This is a genomic window from Massilia sp. BAP21, from assembly GCF_057801335.1.
On sequence record NZ_CM173596.1, the window covers coordinates 3,334,771 to 3,350,999 of the forward strand.

Annotated in this window: 16 protein-coding genes; 7 read left to right on the forward strand and 9 right to left on the reverse strand. The window is 65.3% G+C overall.

All coding sequences use genetic code 11. The features are described from left to right. Nucleotides 1-6 precede the first annotated feature (6 nt). On the reverse strand, nt 7-1,650 hold the full coding sequence (gene pgi / locus ACWYRN_RS14685; protein WP_488688354.1) for a glucose-6-phosphate isomerase: 1,644 nt from the start codon (nt 1,648-1,650) through the stop codon (nt 7-9). A gap of 300 nt (nt 1,651-1,950) precedes the next feature. On the opposite strand from pgi, the gene edd reads away from it, so the two are divergent. The 3 genes from edd to ACWYRN_RS14700 all read left to right on the forward strand — a co-directional run bounded on the left by edd (nt 1,951) and on the right by ACWYRN_RS14700 (nt 5,777). After that, nucleotides 1,951-3,870 (forward strand): phosphogluconate dehydratase, encoded by a 1,920-nt coding sequence (gene edd / locus ACWYRN_RS14690; protein WP_488688355.1) that lies wholly within the window; start codon nt 1,951-1,953, stop codon nt 3,868-3,870. Further along, nucleotides 3,867-4,496: a bifunctional 4-hydroxy-2-oxoglutarate aldolase/2-dehydro-3-deoxy-phosphogluconate aldolase gene (gene eda, locus ACWYRN_RS14695; RefSeq protein ID WP_488688356.1), complete on the forward strand. Its 630-nt coding sequence runs from the start codon at nt 3,867-3,869 to the stop codon at nt 4,494-4,496. Before edd ends, eda begins: the two co-directional genes overlap by 4 nt. Nucleotides 4,497-4,697: 201 nt before the next feature. Continuing rightward, nucleotides 4,698-5,777 (forward strand): OmpA family protein, encoded by a 1,080-nt coding sequence (locus tag ACWYRN_RS14700; RefSeq protein ID WP_488688357.1) that lies wholly within the window; start codon nt 4,698-4,700, stop codon nt 5,775-5,777. A gap of 117 nt (nt 5,778-5,894) precedes the next feature. On the opposite strand, the gene ACWYRN_RS14705 is transcribed toward ACWYRN_RS14700, so the two are convergent. From ACWYRN_RS14705 to ACWYRN_RS14715, 3 genes are read right to left on the reverse strand one after another with little or no spacing between them, the layout of a single operon-like run. Next, a complete protein-coding gene (locus tag ACWYRN_RS14705; RefSeq protein WP_488688358.1) occupies nt 5,895-6,089 on the reverse strand; it encodes a hypothetical protein in 195 nt (64 codons plus the stop codon). Continuing rightward, the gene (locus ACWYRN_RS14710; RefSeq protein ID WP_488688359.1) at nt 6,086-6,511 is read right to left on the reverse strand and encodes a hypothetical protein; all 426 of its coding nucleotides are present in this window, start codon (nt 6,509-6,511) and stop codon (nt 6,086-6,088) included. Before ACWYRN_RS14710 ends, ACWYRN_RS14705 begins: the two co-directional genes overlap by 4 nt. A 12-nt stretch (nt 6,512-6,523) precedes the next feature. Next, nucleotides 6,524-7,012, reverse strand: coding sequence for an Hcp family type VI secretion system effector (locus ACWYRN_RS14715; protein WP_488688360.1), 489 nt, complete (start codon nt 7,010-7,012; stop codon nt 6,524-6,526). A gap of 126 nt (nt 7,013-7,138) precedes the next feature. Here ACWYRN_RS14715 and ACWYRN_RS14720 point away from each other — a divergent pair, with 126 nt between their 5' ends. The 3 genes from ACWYRN_RS14720 to ACWYRN_RS14730 all read left to right on the forward strand — a co-directional run bounded on the left by ACWYRN_RS14720 (nt 7,139) and on the right by ACWYRN_RS14730 (nt 10,399). After that, nucleotides 7,139-7,681 carry a Rhs element Vgr protein gene (locus ACWYRN_RS14720; RefSeq protein ID WP_488688361.1) on the forward strand — a complete coding sequence of 181 codons (543 nt, stop codon included), beginning with the start codon at nt 7,139-7,141 and terminating at the stop codon, nt 7,679-7,681. A gap of 123 nt (nt 7,682-7,804) precedes the next feature. Beyond that, nucleotides 7,805-8,308, forward strand: coding sequence for a hypothetical protein (locus tag ACWYRN_RS14725; protein WP_488688362.1), 504 nt, complete (start codon nt 7,805-7,807; stop codon nt 8,306-8,308). A gap of 450 nt (nt 8,309-8,758) precedes the next feature. Continuing rightward, entirely contained in the window at nt 8,759-10,399 is a 1,641-nt protein-coding gene (locus tag ACWYRN_RS14730) for a methyl-accepting chemotaxis protein (RefSeq protein WP_488688363.1), read from the forward strand. A 22-nt stretch (nt 10,400-10,421) separates the two neighbouring features. Here the strand turns inward: ACWYRN_RS14730 and ACWYRN_RS14735 are convergent, their stop codons facing one another. The 4 genes from ACWYRN_RS14735 to ACWYRN_RS14750 all read right to left on the reverse strand — a co-directional run bounded on the left by ACWYRN_RS14735 (nt 10,422) and on the right by ACWYRN_RS14750 (nt 14,694). Further along, on the reverse strand, nt 10,422-11,582 hold the full coding sequence (locus ACWYRN_RS14735) for an acyltransferase family protein (RefSeq protein WP_488688364.1): 1,161 nt from the start codon (nt 11,580-11,582) through the stop codon (nt 10,422-10,424). After that, nucleotides 11,579-12,754 (reverse strand): class C beta-lactamase, encoded by a 1,176-nt coding sequence (ampC, locus tag ACWYRN_RS14740; protein ID WP_488688365.1) that lies wholly within the window; start codon nt 12,752-12,754, stop codon nt 11,579-11,581. Before ampC ends, ACWYRN_RS14735 begins: the two co-directional genes overlap by 4 nt. A gap of 91 nt (nt 12,755-12,845) precedes the next feature. Beyond that, entirely contained in the window at nt 12,846-13,589 is a 744-nt protein-coding gene (locus tag ACWYRN_RS14745; RefSeq protein WP_488688366.1) for a LytR/AlgR family response regulator transcription factor, read from the reverse strand. A 4-nt stretch (nt 13,590-13,593) separates the two neighbouring features. Next, a complete protein-coding gene (locus ACWYRN_RS14750; protein ID WP_488688367.1) occupies nt 13,594-14,694 on the reverse strand; it encodes a sensor histidine kinase in 1,101 nt (366 codons plus the stop codon). A 147-nt stretch (nt 14,695-14,841) separates the two neighbouring features. On the opposite strand from ACWYRN_RS14750, the gene ACWYRN_RS14755 reads away from it, so the two are divergent. Then, a complete protein-coding gene (locus tag ACWYRN_RS14755) occupies nt 14,842-15,729 on the forward strand; it encodes an alpha/beta hydrolase (protein ID WP_488688368.1) in 888 nt (295 codons plus the stop codon). Between the two features lie 9 nt (nt 15,730-15,738). Here the strand turns inward: ACWYRN_RS14755 and ACWYRN_RS14760 are convergent, their stop codons facing one another. Continuing rightward, complete coding sequence (locus ACWYRN_RS14760) at nt 15,739-16,038, reverse strand: ATP-binding protein (protein ID WP_488688369.1); 300 nt, start codon at nt 16,036-16,038, stop codon at nt 15,739-15,741. Between the last annotated feature and the right edge of the window lie 191 nt (nt 16,039-16,229).

A 16,229-nucleotide genomic window follows, 5' to 3' on the forward strand; every position in this document is an offset into this window, starting at 1 on the left:
TAATCGTTAAACGGCGGCCTTTGCGCGCGCGATCAGGCCGTTGGTGGAACTGTCATGCTGCTCGGGCTGCGCGTCGCCTGCCAGTTCGGCCTCGATCTTCTTGGCCAGCACCTTGCCCAGCTCCACGCCCCACTGGTCGAAGCTGTTCAGGTCCCAGATCGCGCCTTGTACAAACGTCTTGTGCTCGTACAGGGCCACCAGGGCGCCCAGCGTGGCCGGGGTCAGGTATTCCATCAGGATCGTGTTGCTCGGGCGGTTGCCGGGGAAGGTCTTGTGCGGCGCCAGGCGCTCGACTTCGCTCAGCGACAGGCCCTGGCCCTGCAGGTCCTGGCGCACCTCGTCCAGCGTCTTGCCCTTCATGAAGGCTTCGGACTGGGCGAAGCAGTTCGCCAGCAGGGCGGTGTGGTGGTTGTGCAGCTCGTGGGCCGGGCGCAGGGCGGCGATGAAGTCGATCGGCGTCAGGTCGGTGCCCTGGTGCAGCAGCTGGAAGTAGGCGTGCTGGCCATTGGTGCCGGGCTCGCCCCAGATCGCCGGGCAGGTCGGCGTATCGACCGGCTCGCCGTCGCGCGTCACGCGCTTGCCGTTGCTTTCCATATCGAGCTGCTGCAGGTAGGCCGGGAAGCGGTTCAGGTCCTGGTGGTAAGGGGCGATGGTGACCGAGGTCGCGCCCAGGAACTGGCGGTTCCAGAAGCCGACCAGGGCCAGGATCATCGGCATGTTCTGCTCGATGGGCGCCGTGCGGAAGTGCGTGTCCATCTCGTGGGCGCCGGCCAGGAAGGCGGCGAAGTAGCCGTAGCCGACAGCCAGGGCCACCGGCAGGCCGATCGCCGACCACACCGAATAGCGGCCGCCGACCCAGTCCCAGAACGGGAACATGTTCTCGGGGTCGATACCGAAGGTCTTGATCGCTTCCACATTCGTCGACACCGCGACGAAGTGTTTTGCCAGCGCTTCTTCAGGCGCATGGGCGAGGAACCACTTGCGCGCGGTCTGCGCGTTCATCATGGTCTCGGCCGTGGTGAAGGTCTTCGAGGCGATGATGAAGAGGGTGGTTTCGGGATCGACCTGTTCCAGGGCCGCGTCCATGTCGTGGCCGTCGACGTTCGAGACGAAGTGCAGGGTCAGGCGCGGGTGGCTGTACTGGCGCAGGGCCAGGCAGACCATCTTCGGGCCGAGGTCGGAGCCGCCGATGCCGATGTTGACGATGTCGGTGATGGGTTTACCGCTATGGCCGACCCAGGCGCCGCTGCGCACGGCATCGGTAAACGTCTTGATGCGCGCCAGCACGGCGTGCACGTCGGCCGTGACGTCCTGGCCGTCGACATTCAGCTGCGCCTCGCGCGGGGCGCGCAGGGCGTTGTGCAGGACGGCGCGGTTTTCGGTGTTGTTGATCCTGGCGCCGGCGAACATGGCGTCGCGCAGTTGCTCGACGCCGCGCTCGCGCGCCAGGCTTGCCAGCAGTTCAAGCGTGCGCCCGTCCAGCCGGTTTTTTGAATAGTCTAGGAACAGGCCCGCGGCATCCAGCGAGAGGCGCTCGAAGCGCTGGGGATCGGCCGCGAACAACTGGCGCATCTGCCAGTCTTCGGCCTCGACGGCGTGGGTTTCAAGGGCCTGGAAGCTGGCGGTGCTGGTCAAGGAAGGCTGGGGCATGGCTCGCGCGTGATAGTGTTTTGGACAGATTATCGAATAATACAGGAATCGTTCGTAAATTCACTACACAATGGATGAGTCCGGACTCGCGGATGTTATTCGATATGCCAACGTTGTACCGCGTGGGCTCAAGAGCCCACCCTACAAAAGCGGTCAGCGCCGGCGGCCCGGTTTTCGTAGGGTGGGCACTCGTGCCCACGCGGTATGGAACCGCCGAGCAATTGCAATCCCAACCCCACCCGATACCCCCAACCCAATTCTGTAGTAAAATTTCAGAGTCAAATTTTCGAAGGAACGATTATGGCGCTGCACCCTGTAGTTGAACAGGTAACGAACCGGATCATCAAGCGCAGCCGCGCCTCGCGTGCGGCCTACCTGGCGCATCTCGAGGCCGCACGTGTCCAGGGCGTGCAGCGCGGGGCGCTGTCGTGCACCAACCTGGCCCACGGCTTTGCCGCTTTCCCCGCCAACGACAAGCTCAAGCTGCGCGAGCAGAAAAAGCCGTCGGTGGCCATCGTCTCGTCGTACAACGACATGCTGTCGGCCCACCAGCCCTTCGAATACTTCCCGAAGGTGATCAAGGAAGCCGTGCGCGACATCGGCGCCGTGGCCCAGTTCGCGGGCGGCGTGCCGGCCATGTGCGACGGCGTCACGCAAGGCCAGCCGGGCATGGAACTGTCGCTGTTCTCGCGCGACACCATCGCCATGGCCACCGCCGTCGCGCTGTCGCACAACATGTTCGACGCCGCCCTCTACCTCGGCATCTGCGACAAGATCGTGCCGGGCCTGTTGATCGGCGCGCTGCACTTCGGCCACATCCCGGGCGTGTTCGTGCCGGGCGGCCCGATGACCACCGGTATCTCGAACAAGGAAAAGGCGGCGATCCGCCAGCGCTACGCCAAGGGCGAAGCCACGCGCGAGGAACTGCTGGAAGGCGAATCGGCGTCCTACCACGGCGCCGGCACCTGTACCTTCTACGGCACCGCCAACAGCAACCAGATGCTGATGGAAATGATGGGCCTGCACCTGCCGGGCGCCGCCTTCATCACGCCGGGCACGCCGCTGCGCGACGCACTCACCGCCGCGGCCTCGCACCAAGCGGTGGCGATCTCGCAGCAGGGCGGCAGCTACATGCCGATCGGGCACATCGTCGACGAGAAGAGCATCGTGAACGCCATCGTCGCCCTGCACGCCACTGGCGGCTCGACCAACCACACCCTGCACCTGGTGGCAATCGCGCGCGCGGCCGGCATCGTGATCGACTGGAACGACTTCGACGAACTGTCGAAGGTGGTGCCGTCGCTCACCAGGATCTACCCGAACGGCGAAGCCGACGTGAACCACTTCCAGGCCGCGGGCGGCCCGGGCTTCGTGATCCGCGAACTGCTCGACGCCGGCCTGGCCCACGAGGACGTCAACACCATCCTCGGCCGCGGCCTGCGCAATCACTGCAAGGAGCCTTTCCTGGGCGAGGACGGCAAGGTGGTCTGGCGCGACCTGCCGCAGCAGAGCGGCGACGAAAGCGTGCTGCGCCCGGCCTCGAACCCCTTCGCCAGCAATGGCGGCATGGTGCTGGTCCAGGGTAACCTGGGCCGCGCCGTGATGAAGGTCTCGGCCGTGAAGCAGGAATACCACGTGGTGGAAGCGCCGGCGCTCACCTTCGATTCGCAGGAAGAGTTCATGCAGGCCTACAAGGACGGCAAGCTGAACCGCGACTTCGTCGCCGTGATCCGCTTCCAGGGGCCGCGCGCCAACGGCATGCCGGAACTGCACGCCCTGACCCCGGCGCTGTCGAACCTGCAGGACGCCGGCTTCAAGGTGGCGATGGTGACCGACGGCCGCATGTCCGGCGCCTCGGGCAAGGTGCCGGCGGCGATCCACGTGTCGCCGGAAATCCTGGCCGGCGGCCCGCTCGGCCTGGTGCGCAACGGCGACATCATCCGCGTCGACGCCACCAACGGCACGCTCGAAGCCCTGGTGCCGGACGACGCCTGGGCCGCGCGCACCATGGCAACGGCCGACCTGTCGAAGAGCCATATCGGCATGGGCCGCGAGCTGTTCGCCATGTTCCGCGGCCATTCGAGCCCGGCGGAAGAGGGCGCGGCCACCTTCCCGCTGCCGTCGCCGATTCCCACCACCGTACCGCTGCATGAAGGCGTCGATGCCAACGAAGTCGTGCCCGGTTCCGACGAAGACTTTCTCTTTAGGACGCAGAAATGACCATGACCGTACTTGACATCATGCGCTCGGCGAGCGTGATCCCCGTGATCGCCATCGACGACCCGGCGCACGCCGTACCCCTCGCCAAGGCCCTGGTGGCCGGCGGCATCCGCGTGCTGGAAGTGACCCTGCGCACCGCGCACGGCCTGCAGGCGATCCGCGACATGGCGCAGGTCGAAGGCGCCATCGTCGGCGTCGGCACCCTGACCCAGCCGGACGAATTCGCCGCCGCGCGCGACGCCGGCGCCGTGTTCGGCGTCTCGCCCGGCCTGACGCCGACCTTGATCGAAGCGGCGAAAAAGAGCGGCCTGCCGCTGCTGCCGGGCGTGATGACGCCGTCGGAAGTGATGGCGGCGCGCGAAGCCGGCTTCAGGCAGCTGAAGCTGTTCCCGGCCGTGCCGGCGGGCGGCGTCGGCATGCTCAATGCAATCGGCGGCCCGCTGCCGGACGTGACCTTCTGCCCGACCGGCGGCATCTCGATCGACACCGCGCCAGCTTTCCTGGCCTGCAAGAACGTGGCCTGCGTGGGCGGCTCCTGGCTGACGCCGAAGGATGCGCTGGCCAGCGGCGACTGGGATCGCATCACCGAGCTGGCAAAGGCGGCGGCGGCCTTGCGCAAGCAGTAAGCCGGTACGCCACACGCTGGCGGGAAGCGAGGGGGACGGCGACAGGGACCTGTGGCCGTCCCCCTTCGTTTTTGCCGGGGCTGTCAGGTGCTCGTAGCCGTGGCGTTTGTATCGGTTCATGCAGCTTACGACTCGCCAAATGTAAGTCCAACTCTGCTATTCTGGCGATCCTGTTAACTTTTTCATACTGAACGAACCGCCATGAAGCGTCTCTCGATTCTTGCCCTGCCTTTGTTGATTGCCGCAAGCCTGACCGCTTGCAAACGCCACCAGAACGATGCCCAGGACGCGGACAAGCAGGCGCCTGCGGCCACGACGCAGGCGGCAGAGACGCCTGCCGCGGTTCCGGCGCCTGCCGCCGAGACGCCTGCGGCGGCGCCCGCCACGGCGGCAGCCAAGCCTTTCGATTTGCAATCGGTCCCGGTGACGACCAAGGAATTGCCTCCTTTCCCGTACGTCGCCATGCCTGCCGAGCTGAAACCAAGCGATGTGAGAGTGGAGAGCGATCTCGATTTCGATCGTGCCTACGTGATCGCCGGCGAAGAACTGCGCCGGGTCGAAGGCAAGGTCATGCACCGGAAATTCTCGCTGAGCGACATGAAGTGGTCGGAGCTGGCCGCACACCGCAACTATGAAATGGCCCTGAAATCGCTCGGCGCGACGCGGGTCGACGCCGTCCACCCGAGGAACGAGAAGTTCATCGAGCGCAATGGCGGCAGCTACCAGGCCATGTACGGCAAAATGAACCTTCCGTATATCGATGCGAGCACGGACCCGGATGCGCCTAATTTCGAGCAATGGCTGATCCGCACGCCCCAGACGAACATCTGGTTCACGCTGTATGTGGACGGCGGCCAGGTCGGCGTCGTGACCGTCGAAGAAAAGGCCATGCAACAGCAGGTGCAGGCCTTGCCCGCCGCCCAGCTGTCCAGCGCCCTGAAGAAGGACGGCCACGTCGCGCTTTACCTGAACTTCGATACCGACAGCCAGGTCATGCGCCAGGAAAGCCAACCGGCGGTGGACGAGATCGTCAAGCTGATGCAGGGCGAGCCCAGCCTGAAGCTGCGCGTCGAAGGCCATACCGACGCCACCGGCGACGCGGTCCACAACCGCAAGCTGTCGCTGGCACGCGCCGAATCGGTGGTCCAGGCGATCACCGCGAAGCAAATCCCCGCCGAGCGCCTGAGCGCCGTCGGCAAGGGCCCGGACCAGCCGCTGGCCGACAACACGACCGAAGAAGGCAAGGCGAAGAACCGCCGCGTCGAACTCGTGCGCGTGTGACCGGGCCGCGCGCCGGCCGTGCTGCATGCCGGGCGCGCTTTCCATGCGGCGCCTGTGGAATCCGGGCAGGCGCTTTCCTGCGCCGGATTCCAGGATAAGGATGCGTAAAAGCCGGGATTACCGGCGCTCGCTCTGGCGGCGGCTCCGGAGCGTCAACACCAGTGCAGTAAGAATCCCCGAGCCGACGAACGCGTAGAAGATGATGTTGAACGCCTTTTCAACATTCATTCCGGGATCAAGAAAGAATATTGATACATAGACAACGGTCACCGCTAAGAAGGCGATGCCAAGTGAGATGAATATGGTTTTCATGCAAACGGCTCGATGATAGGGCAATTGAAATACTGCCCAGCTTTACTGCCGCCTGCCTGCACAACTTCTTCCGCAAAGGAAGCGCAGTTATGGGCCACGATGCCCCACAACCACGGCTTTTGTACCAGTTCATGCAGCTTCTCATGCGCGCCTTTAGGATTGGGCAGCTTGATATGCCAACGGCGAATTTCACGCTTGCCGTTCTCTTTCAAGTACCGCATATAGTTGCTATCTGGTATGAATTTAGGTGCCTTGTAGAAACCAGAAATATGTACATACCAACTCCAACTACCGCTGATGTGCAGCAGCGTATGACCGCAAGCGTTGACGCCATCGCCTGACACAATAACTGCACAAACGTGCCGGAAGTCGCGTTCTTCCAGCGGGCATATAACCATTGCAGCGCCTTCATACTTGGACATATCGCCCTCGGGTTAGCAGACCTTGTTGGCGCTGCAATCCCAGCCGCCCGAGGTATTGCCCTGAGCACCGCCCCGGATGCTCTGCTTCGTGTGGCTCCACTTGATTTTCGCGTAGGCCAGATGAACCTGTTCGCTGATAATCCCGCCGTTGCCGCTGTCGGGTGTGATGTTCGCAATCATCAAGTTCTCTAACTCGATCTTGAAGTACGGGATTGGCTTGCCGTCGCCGTCAGCCCGCATGAACTCAAACACCGCCCTGGGGATGGTCTTGCCCGCTGCGCAGGTTTGCAGCAATACCGGGCTGGCAATGTCGGCCAGCTTCTTGAAGGTGATCGGGTAAAGCTCGGCCCTGCCGCTGGTGTGCCCACCAGCAGTCGATAGTGTTTCGGCTCTTGGCTGGTGGACTACATAGACGACATTGTTTACCTCGATCCATTGCTTATGTTTCTCGTCTTCCGATTCCCCGTTGATCCCCTCGATTTTCAGATAGGCGTCAATCATTCGTTCCTCCGTTACGGGTTGAGCAAGCGGACGATTGTCGCCTGGCTTGGCCGTGGCGACATTGGGAGTCGTCAACGACAGTCGTCTATAATTCCAGCAATCTCGTTAGATGGAAAGTCACCCGATATGCGTACCAGGGCGCGCCCTTTGACCGAGGGCGAAATCGCGCTGGCGTCCCTGCTGTTCCGCGACGCCATCGATTACCGGCGCGTGCGTATTCATGCCCGCCGCTACATGCCGTTCCAGCCGAAGAACTGCGCCATGACGCCGAACGGCAGCATGTACTTTCACGCCTCCTGCTTCCTCGACGATTACTCCCAGGCAAATCCCATCGGTCAGCACTGGTTCATGCACGAGATGGTGCACGTCTGGCAGCACCAGCTCGGCTATCCGGTGCGCCTGCGCGGCGCCGTGCGCCTGGGCCTGCGGTACAGCTACGAATTGCGCGAGGGCGCGACGCTGGCCGACTACAACATGGAAGCCCAGGGGGACCTGCTGGCCGATTACTTCGTGCTGAAATTCCTGCGCCGGCCAGACGCCATGCGCCAGCGCCAGTACGGTAACGGGCTGGCGCTGTACGAGCGGGTGCTGGCCGGCTTTTTGGCTGATCCGCGCGACCGTGCCAGCCTGCACCGCGGCCTGGCTGGCCGCATTGCCCGCTTCGCCTGACCAGCTCTGTCCAGCCTGTTACGGCGTTCTTGTCTACCCATCCAGCATTGAGTTTCCTCAATGCTGCCATGCGGCAACAGCCTAGGCTTGGAATCCCTGCCTGCTCTCCTGTTTTCCGACGCCATGAAGCTGTTGCCTATCCTGCTACTGACCGTCCTGCTCGCGCTCGAGGCACAGGCAGCGCAGGCGGCGCGGCGCATCGGCGAGGCCGAGGTGCGTGCCGGGGCGAACGGGGTGCCATGTTTTACGATTTCGAAGCGCGAAGAGCAACGCGGCGGCGCGCCGGACTTCCAGGCGGTGACGGTCAGCGACAGCAGTGGCAAGCCGATGTGGAAAATGGCGATGCCGCGCGAGCGTACGTTTCCCGTCACCCATAGCATGTGCATCCCCTACGCCGGGCGGGTGCAGGCCTTGCCGCAAACGCCGGCGGCGGCGCTGGAACCAGGCAAGGCGTATCAGGTGCTGATCGATGCGCGCAAGGCGAACAACGCTGGCAGTCCGCTGCGCTACCTGGCCTGGTTCTGCCTGGCGCCTGGGAGCGCCCCGGTTGGAACGGGCATTTCCCCGATAGGCATGCGCGGCGACTGCCAGCCAGGCAAAAAAACTGCGCCGCGCCAGTCCCGATAAAACTTTTGCCTGCCTGTTGGTTCGATAAGCTTTTATTCGAAGCGGCCGTGCACTGGGCACGGGTTCCTGCAATTCATTTTTCATTCATGTGAATTGCTCTGCAATAAAAAGAAAACAAGTAGCGTATCGATCAGATAATGCCGATGCCACTTTGTTATCCGCTTCGTTAATAAACAAGAATTGAACTGTCGCTTAAAAGCTAAACCCGCGGTAAACCCGGCATCAATCCTTTGCCGTACGGAAATCATCTGTATAGACTTGTCTCAACTTGCTTGTCAGTCGATGTGTTGTGTCAAACCTGGCAGCGCAAATCATTCACACCGCCTGTTATCGAATCACCCACGCACTGTTGCGTCATCGCGGTCTTGATATCCGACCCCTGATAGACGATTCCTGAAACATCTTCCACACCTTGCTGACATGACTATCCGAACCCGCCTGATAGCGACCATGGCATTGCTGAGCGTCCTGATGATCTTCATCGGGACCGCCGGCATCCTGGCCCTGAACGACACCAATGCCGTTCTCAAGAACGTCAACGAAAACTCGATGGTCTCCATGAAGTCCATCATGGATACCCAGATCCAGATCGACCGCGCGCGCCTGTCGATCGACCGCGTCGCGCTCCAGCCGGATGCGGAAAACGCCGCCGATACCCTGACCCGTGCCGAAGGCTTCCTCGATGCCAGCGACAAGGCCTGGGGGCGTTACCTCGCCCTGCCGTTCGACGACGGCGAGCAGGCAATGGCGAAAGGGGTCGACGCGGCGCGCCAGGCCCTGGTCAAGGACGGCATCCGCGCCGCCATCAAGGCGCTGCGCGAGAAGAACCAGCCCGAGATCGACCGCCTGATGCTGAGCGAAGTCACGCGCCTGTTCCGCATCTACACCGACAGCGCCGAAAAGCTCTCGTCCTACCAGCTGGAATCGGCCACCCGGCAGTATACAGAAAGCCAGGCGGCCTATCACCGCAACATGGCGTTCTCGGTCGCCGCCATCGTGATTGGCCTGCTCGCAGCGCTGATCTCGACCGTGCTGCTGCTGCGCGCCGTGATGACGCCGTTGACGCAGGCCCTGGGCCACTTCAACGCCATCGCCGCCGGCAAGCTGACCAACACCATCGATGCCACCCGCAAGGACGAGATGGGCGCACTGATGCGCGGCCTGGCTGCAATGCAGGACAGCCTGGCCGACACGGTACGCGGCGTACGCAGCGGCAGCGACGCGATCGCCACCGCCAGCGGCGAGATCGCCGCCGGCAACCTCGATTTGTCGAGCCGCACCGAGCAGCAGGCCGCCAACCTGGAAGAAACGGCATCCTCGCTCGAGGAACTGACTTCGACCGTGCGCCAGAATTCGGAGAATGCGCGCCAGGCCAGCCAGCTGGTCGGCTCGGCATCGCAGATCGCGGTGCAGGGCGGCGAGATCGTCTCGCGCGTGGTGGACACCATGGCCTCGATCAGCCAGTCGTCGGACAAGATCGCCGACATCATCGGCGTCATCGACAGCATCGCCTTCCAGACCAACATCCTGGCGCTGAATGCCGCCGTGGAAGCGGCGCGCGCCGGCGAACAGGGCCGCGGCTTCGCCGTGGTCGCCACCGAGGTGCGCAACCTGGCGCACCGCTCGGCCAGCGCCGCCAAGGACATCAAGCAGCTGATCACCGATTCGGTGGAGCAGGTCTATACCGGCAGGGCGCTGGTGAACGAAGCGGGAACGACGATGCAGGAAATCGTCGCCAGCGTGCGCCGCGTCACCCAGATCATGGACGAGATCAGCGCCGCCGGCAGCGAGCAGGAAGTCGGCATCGAGCAGATCAACACCGCCGTGGCCGAGATGGATGTCGTGACCCAGCAGAACGCCGCCCTGGTCGAGGAAGCCGCGGCCGCATCGCAGTCCATGCAGGAGCAGGCTGCGAAGCTGGCCGGGATGGTGAGCGTGTTCCAGGTGGCCGGGAATGCGGCTCAACCGGTGGCGCAAGCCGCGGCGCAACGGCTGGCGGCGCCGGTCCGGGCCGCCAAGGCGCCTGCTTTGAAGCCGGTGCGCAAGCTGGCACACGCGGCTGACAGTGAAGGCGAATGGGAGCAGTTCTAGGAACAGTTCCGAGGCTGGCCGCTCAGCGCGCGGCGCCGGATGGCGCCGTCATGCCCAGGTGTCCGGCCAGGGCTTCCAGCCCACCGGCCAGCACCCGGCACAACAGCAGCAGCGGCAGGTAGACGACGAAGGTCCAGGCGTTCTCTTCGCCCAGCAGCGCGCGGTAGCCGGCCACCACGGCCAGCACCACGAACATGTGCGACAAATACAGCTCGTAACTCAGCTCGCCCATGCGCGCCAGCCAGCCCAGGCCGCGCCGTGACGCCGGCGGATGCGCATGGAAGGCGAGCAGCAGCAGGCAGGCGCCGAGGCACAGCCAGTACAGGCCGGACTGGTACAGGTGGCGCCAGGTTACGTCGCTCCACACGAAGGCCAGCACCAGGCACAGCGCGCCGCACACGGCCATCGCCCGCGCCTGGCCTCGCGACGGCGACCAGCGCCGCGCCAGCAATGCCGCCAGCACGCCCCAGGCAATGGCCGCCATGCCGGGCAGGTAAGCCTTCTCGCGCCAGACGTCGTCCTGCGGCGGCACCAGGTCGCGCAAGGGCGACAGCGCCAGCGCCCACAGCAGCAGCACGCCCACCAGGAGCTTGCGCGGCAGCCACAGGCACAGGAGCGGGAAGCCGAGATAAAAGGCTTCTTCGATCGACAGCGACCACAAGACATCCCAGCCCGCCGGCGCCCAGCCGGTGCGCCTTTCGTACAGGTTGAAGGTAAAGGTGAGCGCCGAGGCCAGCAGGCCGAAGGTGGATTGTTCGCCCTCGGGCGCGAAGCCCGGCACACCGAGCCAGGCCAGCGCCGCCAGCACCGCCAGGACCAGCCCGAGCAGGGGCAGGATGCGCCTGGCGCGGGCGGCGTAGAAGCGGCGCAGGTCGACGCGCTCCAGGCTGCCGTCGCGGTCGATGATGCGCGTCGTGATCAGGAAGCCGGAGATGACGAAGAACACGAACACCGCTTCGTAGCCGTTGAAGCTGACGGCGTCGACCAGGCGCTTTGGCCACCACTGGCCAAGCAGGCTGGGGCCGAGCGGCAGGCGGAAGGGCAGGGCCAGGTGGTGCACGATCACCAGCAGGATGGCCAGGCCGCGCAGGCAGTCGATGCCGGCGTTGCGGCTGCGCGCAGGCGCTGCATGTGCGGCCGCCTGCCGCGTGCCGTCTTGCGGAGCCAGGGTGCCGGTGTTCATCGGGTAGCGGAGTCCTGCCGGGTGATCGACGCGATATCGTCGAGGATCGCATAGCCGGCCGCCACGCGGGCGGGGATCGGGTAGTTTTTGTTCGCCAGCATGACGATACCGATGCGCTGCTCGGGAACGAAAGCCGCATAGGCGCCGAAGCCGCGCGTGGAGCCGGTCTTGTTGAACAGGGTGCCGGGCGGCGCCGGCGTCGGCGTCAGCTTTTGCGCCGGATTGGCGTCGTGGATCATGCTCGCCGCGTTCCCGTCCAGCAGGCGCTGCATGGTGAGCGGGCCGCGGTACTGCTCCCAGCCGAGGCCCTGCACCATCGTTCCCACCGCGTAGTAGCCGATGTGGGTGCCTTCGACGGCGCGTCGCGTTGCCTTGTCCAGGCTGGCAGGGTCGATGTTGGCCTGCAGGTAGCGGACCATGTCGGCGGCGTTCGACTTCACGCCATAGCTCTCCGCATCCAGTGGTCCAGGATTCACCCGCACCGGCTTGCCCTGGTCGTCGTGGCCCCAGGCGTAGTCGGGCATGGCCGCTGCGGGCAGGCGGATGGCAGTGCGGTACAGGCCAAGCCTGGGAAACAGCCCGCGTTCGAGCGCGTCGCTGAAGTCGGTGTGCAGCGCGGTGGCGGCGATCCTTCCCAGCAGGCCGATGCTGGGGTTCGAGTAGCGGCGCTGCGTACCTGGCGCGGCGTCCGACTGCCAGGCGCCCAGCCAGGCCAGCAGTTGCGTCTCGTCCTCCACCTCGTCGGGTACCTGCAGGGGCAGGCCGCCGGCGGTATAGGTGCCGAGGTCGAGCAACGTGGCCTTGTCGAGCGCGCTGCCCTGCAAGGCGGGCAGGTACTTGCCGGGATGGTCGTCGAGCAACAGCTTGCCGCGCGCCTCGGCATCGGTGGCCAGCATGGCCGTGAAGGTCTTGCTGATCGAGCCCAGTTCGAACAGCGTGTGCTCGCTCACTGGCCTGGCCGGCGCTGTGGCGGCCAGGCCATAGTTGAAGAACAAAGCCTGGCCGTCGACCGTGACGGCCACCGCCATGCCGGGCACGCCATGCTGTTTCATCAGCGGCTGCACGGCGCGGTCGACGATGCGGCGAATGGCGGCGGCGTCCGGCGTGGCTGCTGCGGCGGCGGGAAAGATACCTGAACAAAGGAGGGCGATGGCGAGGCGGCGGATGGACACGATGGCTCCGTTCTGACAGTGGCTGGCCGCACAGTATAAAAGCGCCGGCAGGGCGCAGACAGCAGCGTCGTCCCGCCCACGCCGGGTTTCGTCACATGGCCGCTCGTACTGCATCCAGGTGGCGTTCGCTGACGGCTACCACGGCGCCGCAGCGCAGCGTGAGGCGCCAGGTGGCATCGCCGCTGCTGTCCAGGCGCGCGATCTGCTCGCGCCGCACGATGGCGCTGCGGTGCACGCGCAGGAAGGCGCCCGGCGCCAGCAGGGCTTCCAGGCTGCCCAGCGTGATCCGGTGCAGCACGCTGCGCGCGGCCAGGTGCAGTTCGACGTAGTTGCCGGCCGACGCGGCCCAGCAGATCTCATCGATGGCGATGCGCTCGATGCGTCCGACCGAGCGCACGTTCAGGTGGTCCGGCCTGCCCGCATGCGCATAGTCGCGCAGGGCCGCGCCATAGGCCGCGCGCTGGCGTCCGCGCAGCAGGGCCGCACTGCGTTCCACGGCCTGGGCCAGGCGCGCATCGTCGACGGGTTTGAGCAAGTAGTCGAGGGCGTGCACCTCGAAGGCCTCGACCGCGTGCGCGCTGTGGGCGGTCACAAAAACGATCAACGGCGGCTCGGGCAGGCGGGCCAGTTCGCGCGCCAGCACCAGGCCGGATTCTTGCGGCATCTGGACGTCGAGGAAGACCAGGTCGATCTCATGACTGGCCAGGACCGTGCGCGCCTCCGCGGCGCTGGCGCATTCGGCCACCAGTTGCCAGTCCTGATGGGCGCACATCGCCAGGCGCAGGTTGCTGCGGCCGGGCAGTTCGTCGTCGACGATCAGGTAGCGTACGGGCATGGCGCTAGTCCTCTCCGACCAGCGGCAGGCGCACTTCGGCAACGAAGCGCTCGCCCTGCAGCCCGGCCTGCAGCGAGGCGCCCGGATGCATCAGGCGCAGGCGCTCGCGCGTGTTGGCCAGCCCGAGTCCGGCGCCGGGATTGGCCGGGGTGCCGGGGCCGGCCGGGTTGGTGACGCGGATCGCCAGGGCGCTGCCGACCTGGGCGAAAGTCATGCGGATGTCGCCGGGGCCGGCGCGGCAGTCGAGGTCGTGGCGCAGCGCGTTCTCGATCAGCGGCTGCAGCAGCAGCGGCGGGCAGGCGGCGTCGTGCAGGAGGGGGCCATCGCCTTCGATCCGCACCTGCAGCCACTCGCCATAGCGCAGGCGCTGCAAATCGAGGTAGCCGCGCACGAAGTCCAGTTCCTCGGCCACCGTGGAGCTGCTGCGCGTACTCGCCGCCAGCGCATAGCGCAGCAGTTCGCTCAGGCGGCCGATGCCGCCCAGGGCCAGGGCCGTGTCGCCGCCGCGCACCAGGGCGCTGATCGCGTTCAGGGCGTTGAACAGGAAGTGCGGTTCGAGCTGGGCGCGCAGGGCCAGCATGCGCTGCTCTTCCAGTGCCAGGCGCAGGTGCAGCATGTCGGTTTGCGAGCGCTGCCAGGCCAGCTCGCGTTCGCGTGCGCGGCGGCAGGTATGCAGGGCGAGGACGGCGGCAAAGGTGCCAGTGGCCGAGAACCAGCCGACCAGCAGCATCTTGCGCAGCAGCTGCCAGACGTCGCCGAGGCTGGCGATATCGAGGTAGCCGCGCATCCACGCCATCCAGGTCCATTGCGCGGGCTGGAACACCAGCACCAGGCCGAGGAAGAGGGCGAATACGTGGCGCGGCCGCTCGGTCAGGCCGGGCCAGCGCGACAGCGCCAGCGACAGGCCGGCGCTGAGCACGATCAGCGGCACCGCGTATTCGAGGAACCAGGTGGCGAGCAGGGCGGGGTAGTGGCTGTCGATGCCGCCGCGCAGGTTGTCGCTGTAGGTTTGCAGGGCGCCGAGCATGCTGATCGCCGTCCATAGCAATACGGCCAGGGCGATGGTCCTGGGTGCGGCAGGGGAAAAGTCGGGGCGGTCCTTCATCGACAAAAGTATAACAGTGGCAACAATTGTCGGACCGCCGCCGCTGCCGCCGTCGTCACACGAAACCGGGGTTTCGTCCCCGCGCTGCTGCCCGTGTGCGGACGGCGCTGCAGAATCGGGCGCTCATCATCCTTTTCGGGAGGTCGCTTGAAACGCCTGATCCTTGCCCTGTTCTTTCCGCTTTGCCTGGGCGCCGCCGCCGCACCCCTGCCTTACCGGCTGGACGGCACCGAGGTGCGCGACATCCACTCCGCCAGCCTGAAGCGCGACTACCAGCTGCTGGTGGCGCTGCCCGACTCGTATGCGAATTCGCAGCGCCGCTACCCGGTGCTGTTCGTCACCGACGCCAACTACGCCTTTCCGGTGGTGCGCGCCATTGCCAGCCGCCTGGCCAAACACGCCGGCATGGAAGAGGCGATCGTGGTCGGTTTGTCGTACGCGAAGGGCGACACGCCCGGCTACAGCCGCCGCCGCGACTACACGCCCTCTACGCCGCGTTTCCAAACCTACGTCTCGGACATGCCGGGCCGCGCTCCCGCCTTTGGCGAAGCCGGCGCCTATGGCCGCTTCATCGCCGGCGAGGTGTTCCCGCTGATCGCCGCGCAGTACCGGGCCGACATGCGGCGCAAGGCCTTCGTCGGCCATTCCTACGGCAGCCTGCTGGGACTGGAGATCCTGATGACGAAGCCGGCCACCTTCGAGCACTACATCCTCGGCAGCCCTTCGCTGTGGTTCGACCGCGGCGTGCTGTTCGCGCGCGAAGAGGCCTACGCCAGGGCGCAGCGCGATTTGCCGGCCTCGGTGTATTTCGGTATCGGCGGGCGCGAGACGCTGGCGCCGGGCAAGCGCCGTTCGCGTTCGGAAGAAGAGGCCGACATGGTGGCCGACCTGAGGGAATTCGATGCGGCCTTGACGAGCCGCCGCTATCGAAGCCTGCGCACGCGGCTCGAGGTCTTCCCGGGCGAAGACCATGCCAGCGTGTTTCCCTTCGTGTTCACGCACGGCCTGCGCGCCTGGCTGGACAAGCCGCGCTGAGCGTCTGCGTCAGGCGCCATGGCGCGCACGCGGCAGGTGCACGGTGAAGGTGGTGCCGTCTTCCGCGGACGACGCGACAGTGAGCGCGCTGCCATGCGCTTGGACGATTTCGTGGGCAATAAACAGCCCAAGCCCAAGGCCGGTGTCGTCGCGTGCCTGGTGTGAGGTGGCCGATGAGGTCGATGCGCGGCACAGCGGTTCGAAGATGCGCGGCAGGTCGTCTTCCGGAATCGGTCGCCGCCGTTGTGCACGGTCGCCACCACCTCTCTGTCGTCGTCGCCATTCAGGACCACGTCGACGAACCTTCATGATAGGAAGGCGGCAGAGGGTGTTTAGCAGCAACCGGAAATTTGTCTAAACATACGCAAACTTATCCAAGATGGATAAGTTTGTTCCCCTCATTACCACCCATAAAAGCACTTGTTCTGGCCAGCTGTATGACAGGCGCAGTCATCGGAACCCGAAACTGAACGACGGTGTCAAACATGGGGTAAAGGAGG

Coding starts and splice junctions, on each gene's coding strand:
- pgi (WP_488688354.1), bottom strand. CDS start 1,650: ATGCCCCAGCCTTCCTTGACCAGCACCGCCAGCTTCCAGGCCCTTGAA.
- edd (WP_488688355.1), top strand. CDS start 1,951: ATGGCGCTGCACCCTGTAGTTGAACAGGTAACGAACCGGATCATCAAG.
- eda (WP_488688356.1), top strand. CDS start 3,867: ATGACCATGACCGTACTTGACATCATGCGCTCGGCGAGCGTGATCCCC.
- ACWYRN_RS14700 (WP_488688357.1), top strand. CDS start 4,698: ATGAAGCGTCTCTCGATTCTTGCCCTGCCTTTGTTGATTGCCGCAAGC.
- ACWYRN_RS14705 (WP_488688358.1), bottom strand. CDS start 6,089: ATGAAAACCATATTCATCTCACTTGGCATCGCCTTCTTAGCGGTGACC.
- ACWYRN_RS14710 (WP_488688359.1), bottom strand. CDS start 6,511: ATGTCCAAGTATGAAGGCGCTGCAATGGTTATATGCCCGCTGGAAGAA.
- ACWYRN_RS14715 (WP_488688360.1), bottom strand. CDS start 7,012: ATGATTGACGCCTATCTGAAAATCGAGGGGATCAACGGGGAATCGGAA.
- ACWYRN_RS14720 (WP_488688361.1), top strand. CDS start 7,139: ATGCGTACCAGGGCGCGCCCTTTGACCGAGGGCGAAATCGCGCTGGCG.
- ACWYRN_RS14725 (WP_488688362.1), top strand. CDS start 7,805: ATGAAGCTGTTGCCTATCCTGCTACTGACCGTCCTGCTCGCGCTCGAG.
- ACWYRN_RS14730 (WP_488688363.1), top strand. CDS start 8,759: ATGGCATTGCTGAGCGTCCTGATGATCTTCATCGGGACCGCCGGCATC.
- ACWYRN_RS14735 (WP_488688364.1), bottom strand. CDS start 11,582: ATGAACACCGGCACCCTGGCTCCGCAAGACGGCACGCGGCAGGCGGCC.
- ACWYRN_RS14745 (WP_488688366.1), bottom strand. CDS start 13,589: ATGCCCGTACGCTACCTGATCGTCGACGACGAACTGCCCGGCCGCAGC.
- ACWYRN_RS14750 (WP_488688367.1), bottom strand. CDS start 14,694: ATGAAGGACCGCCCCGACTTTTCCCCTGCCGCACCCAGGACCATCGCC.
- ACWYRN_RS14760 (WP_488688369.1), bottom strand. CDS start 16,038: ATGAAGGTTCGTCGACGTGGTCCTGAATGGCGACGACGACAGAGAGGT.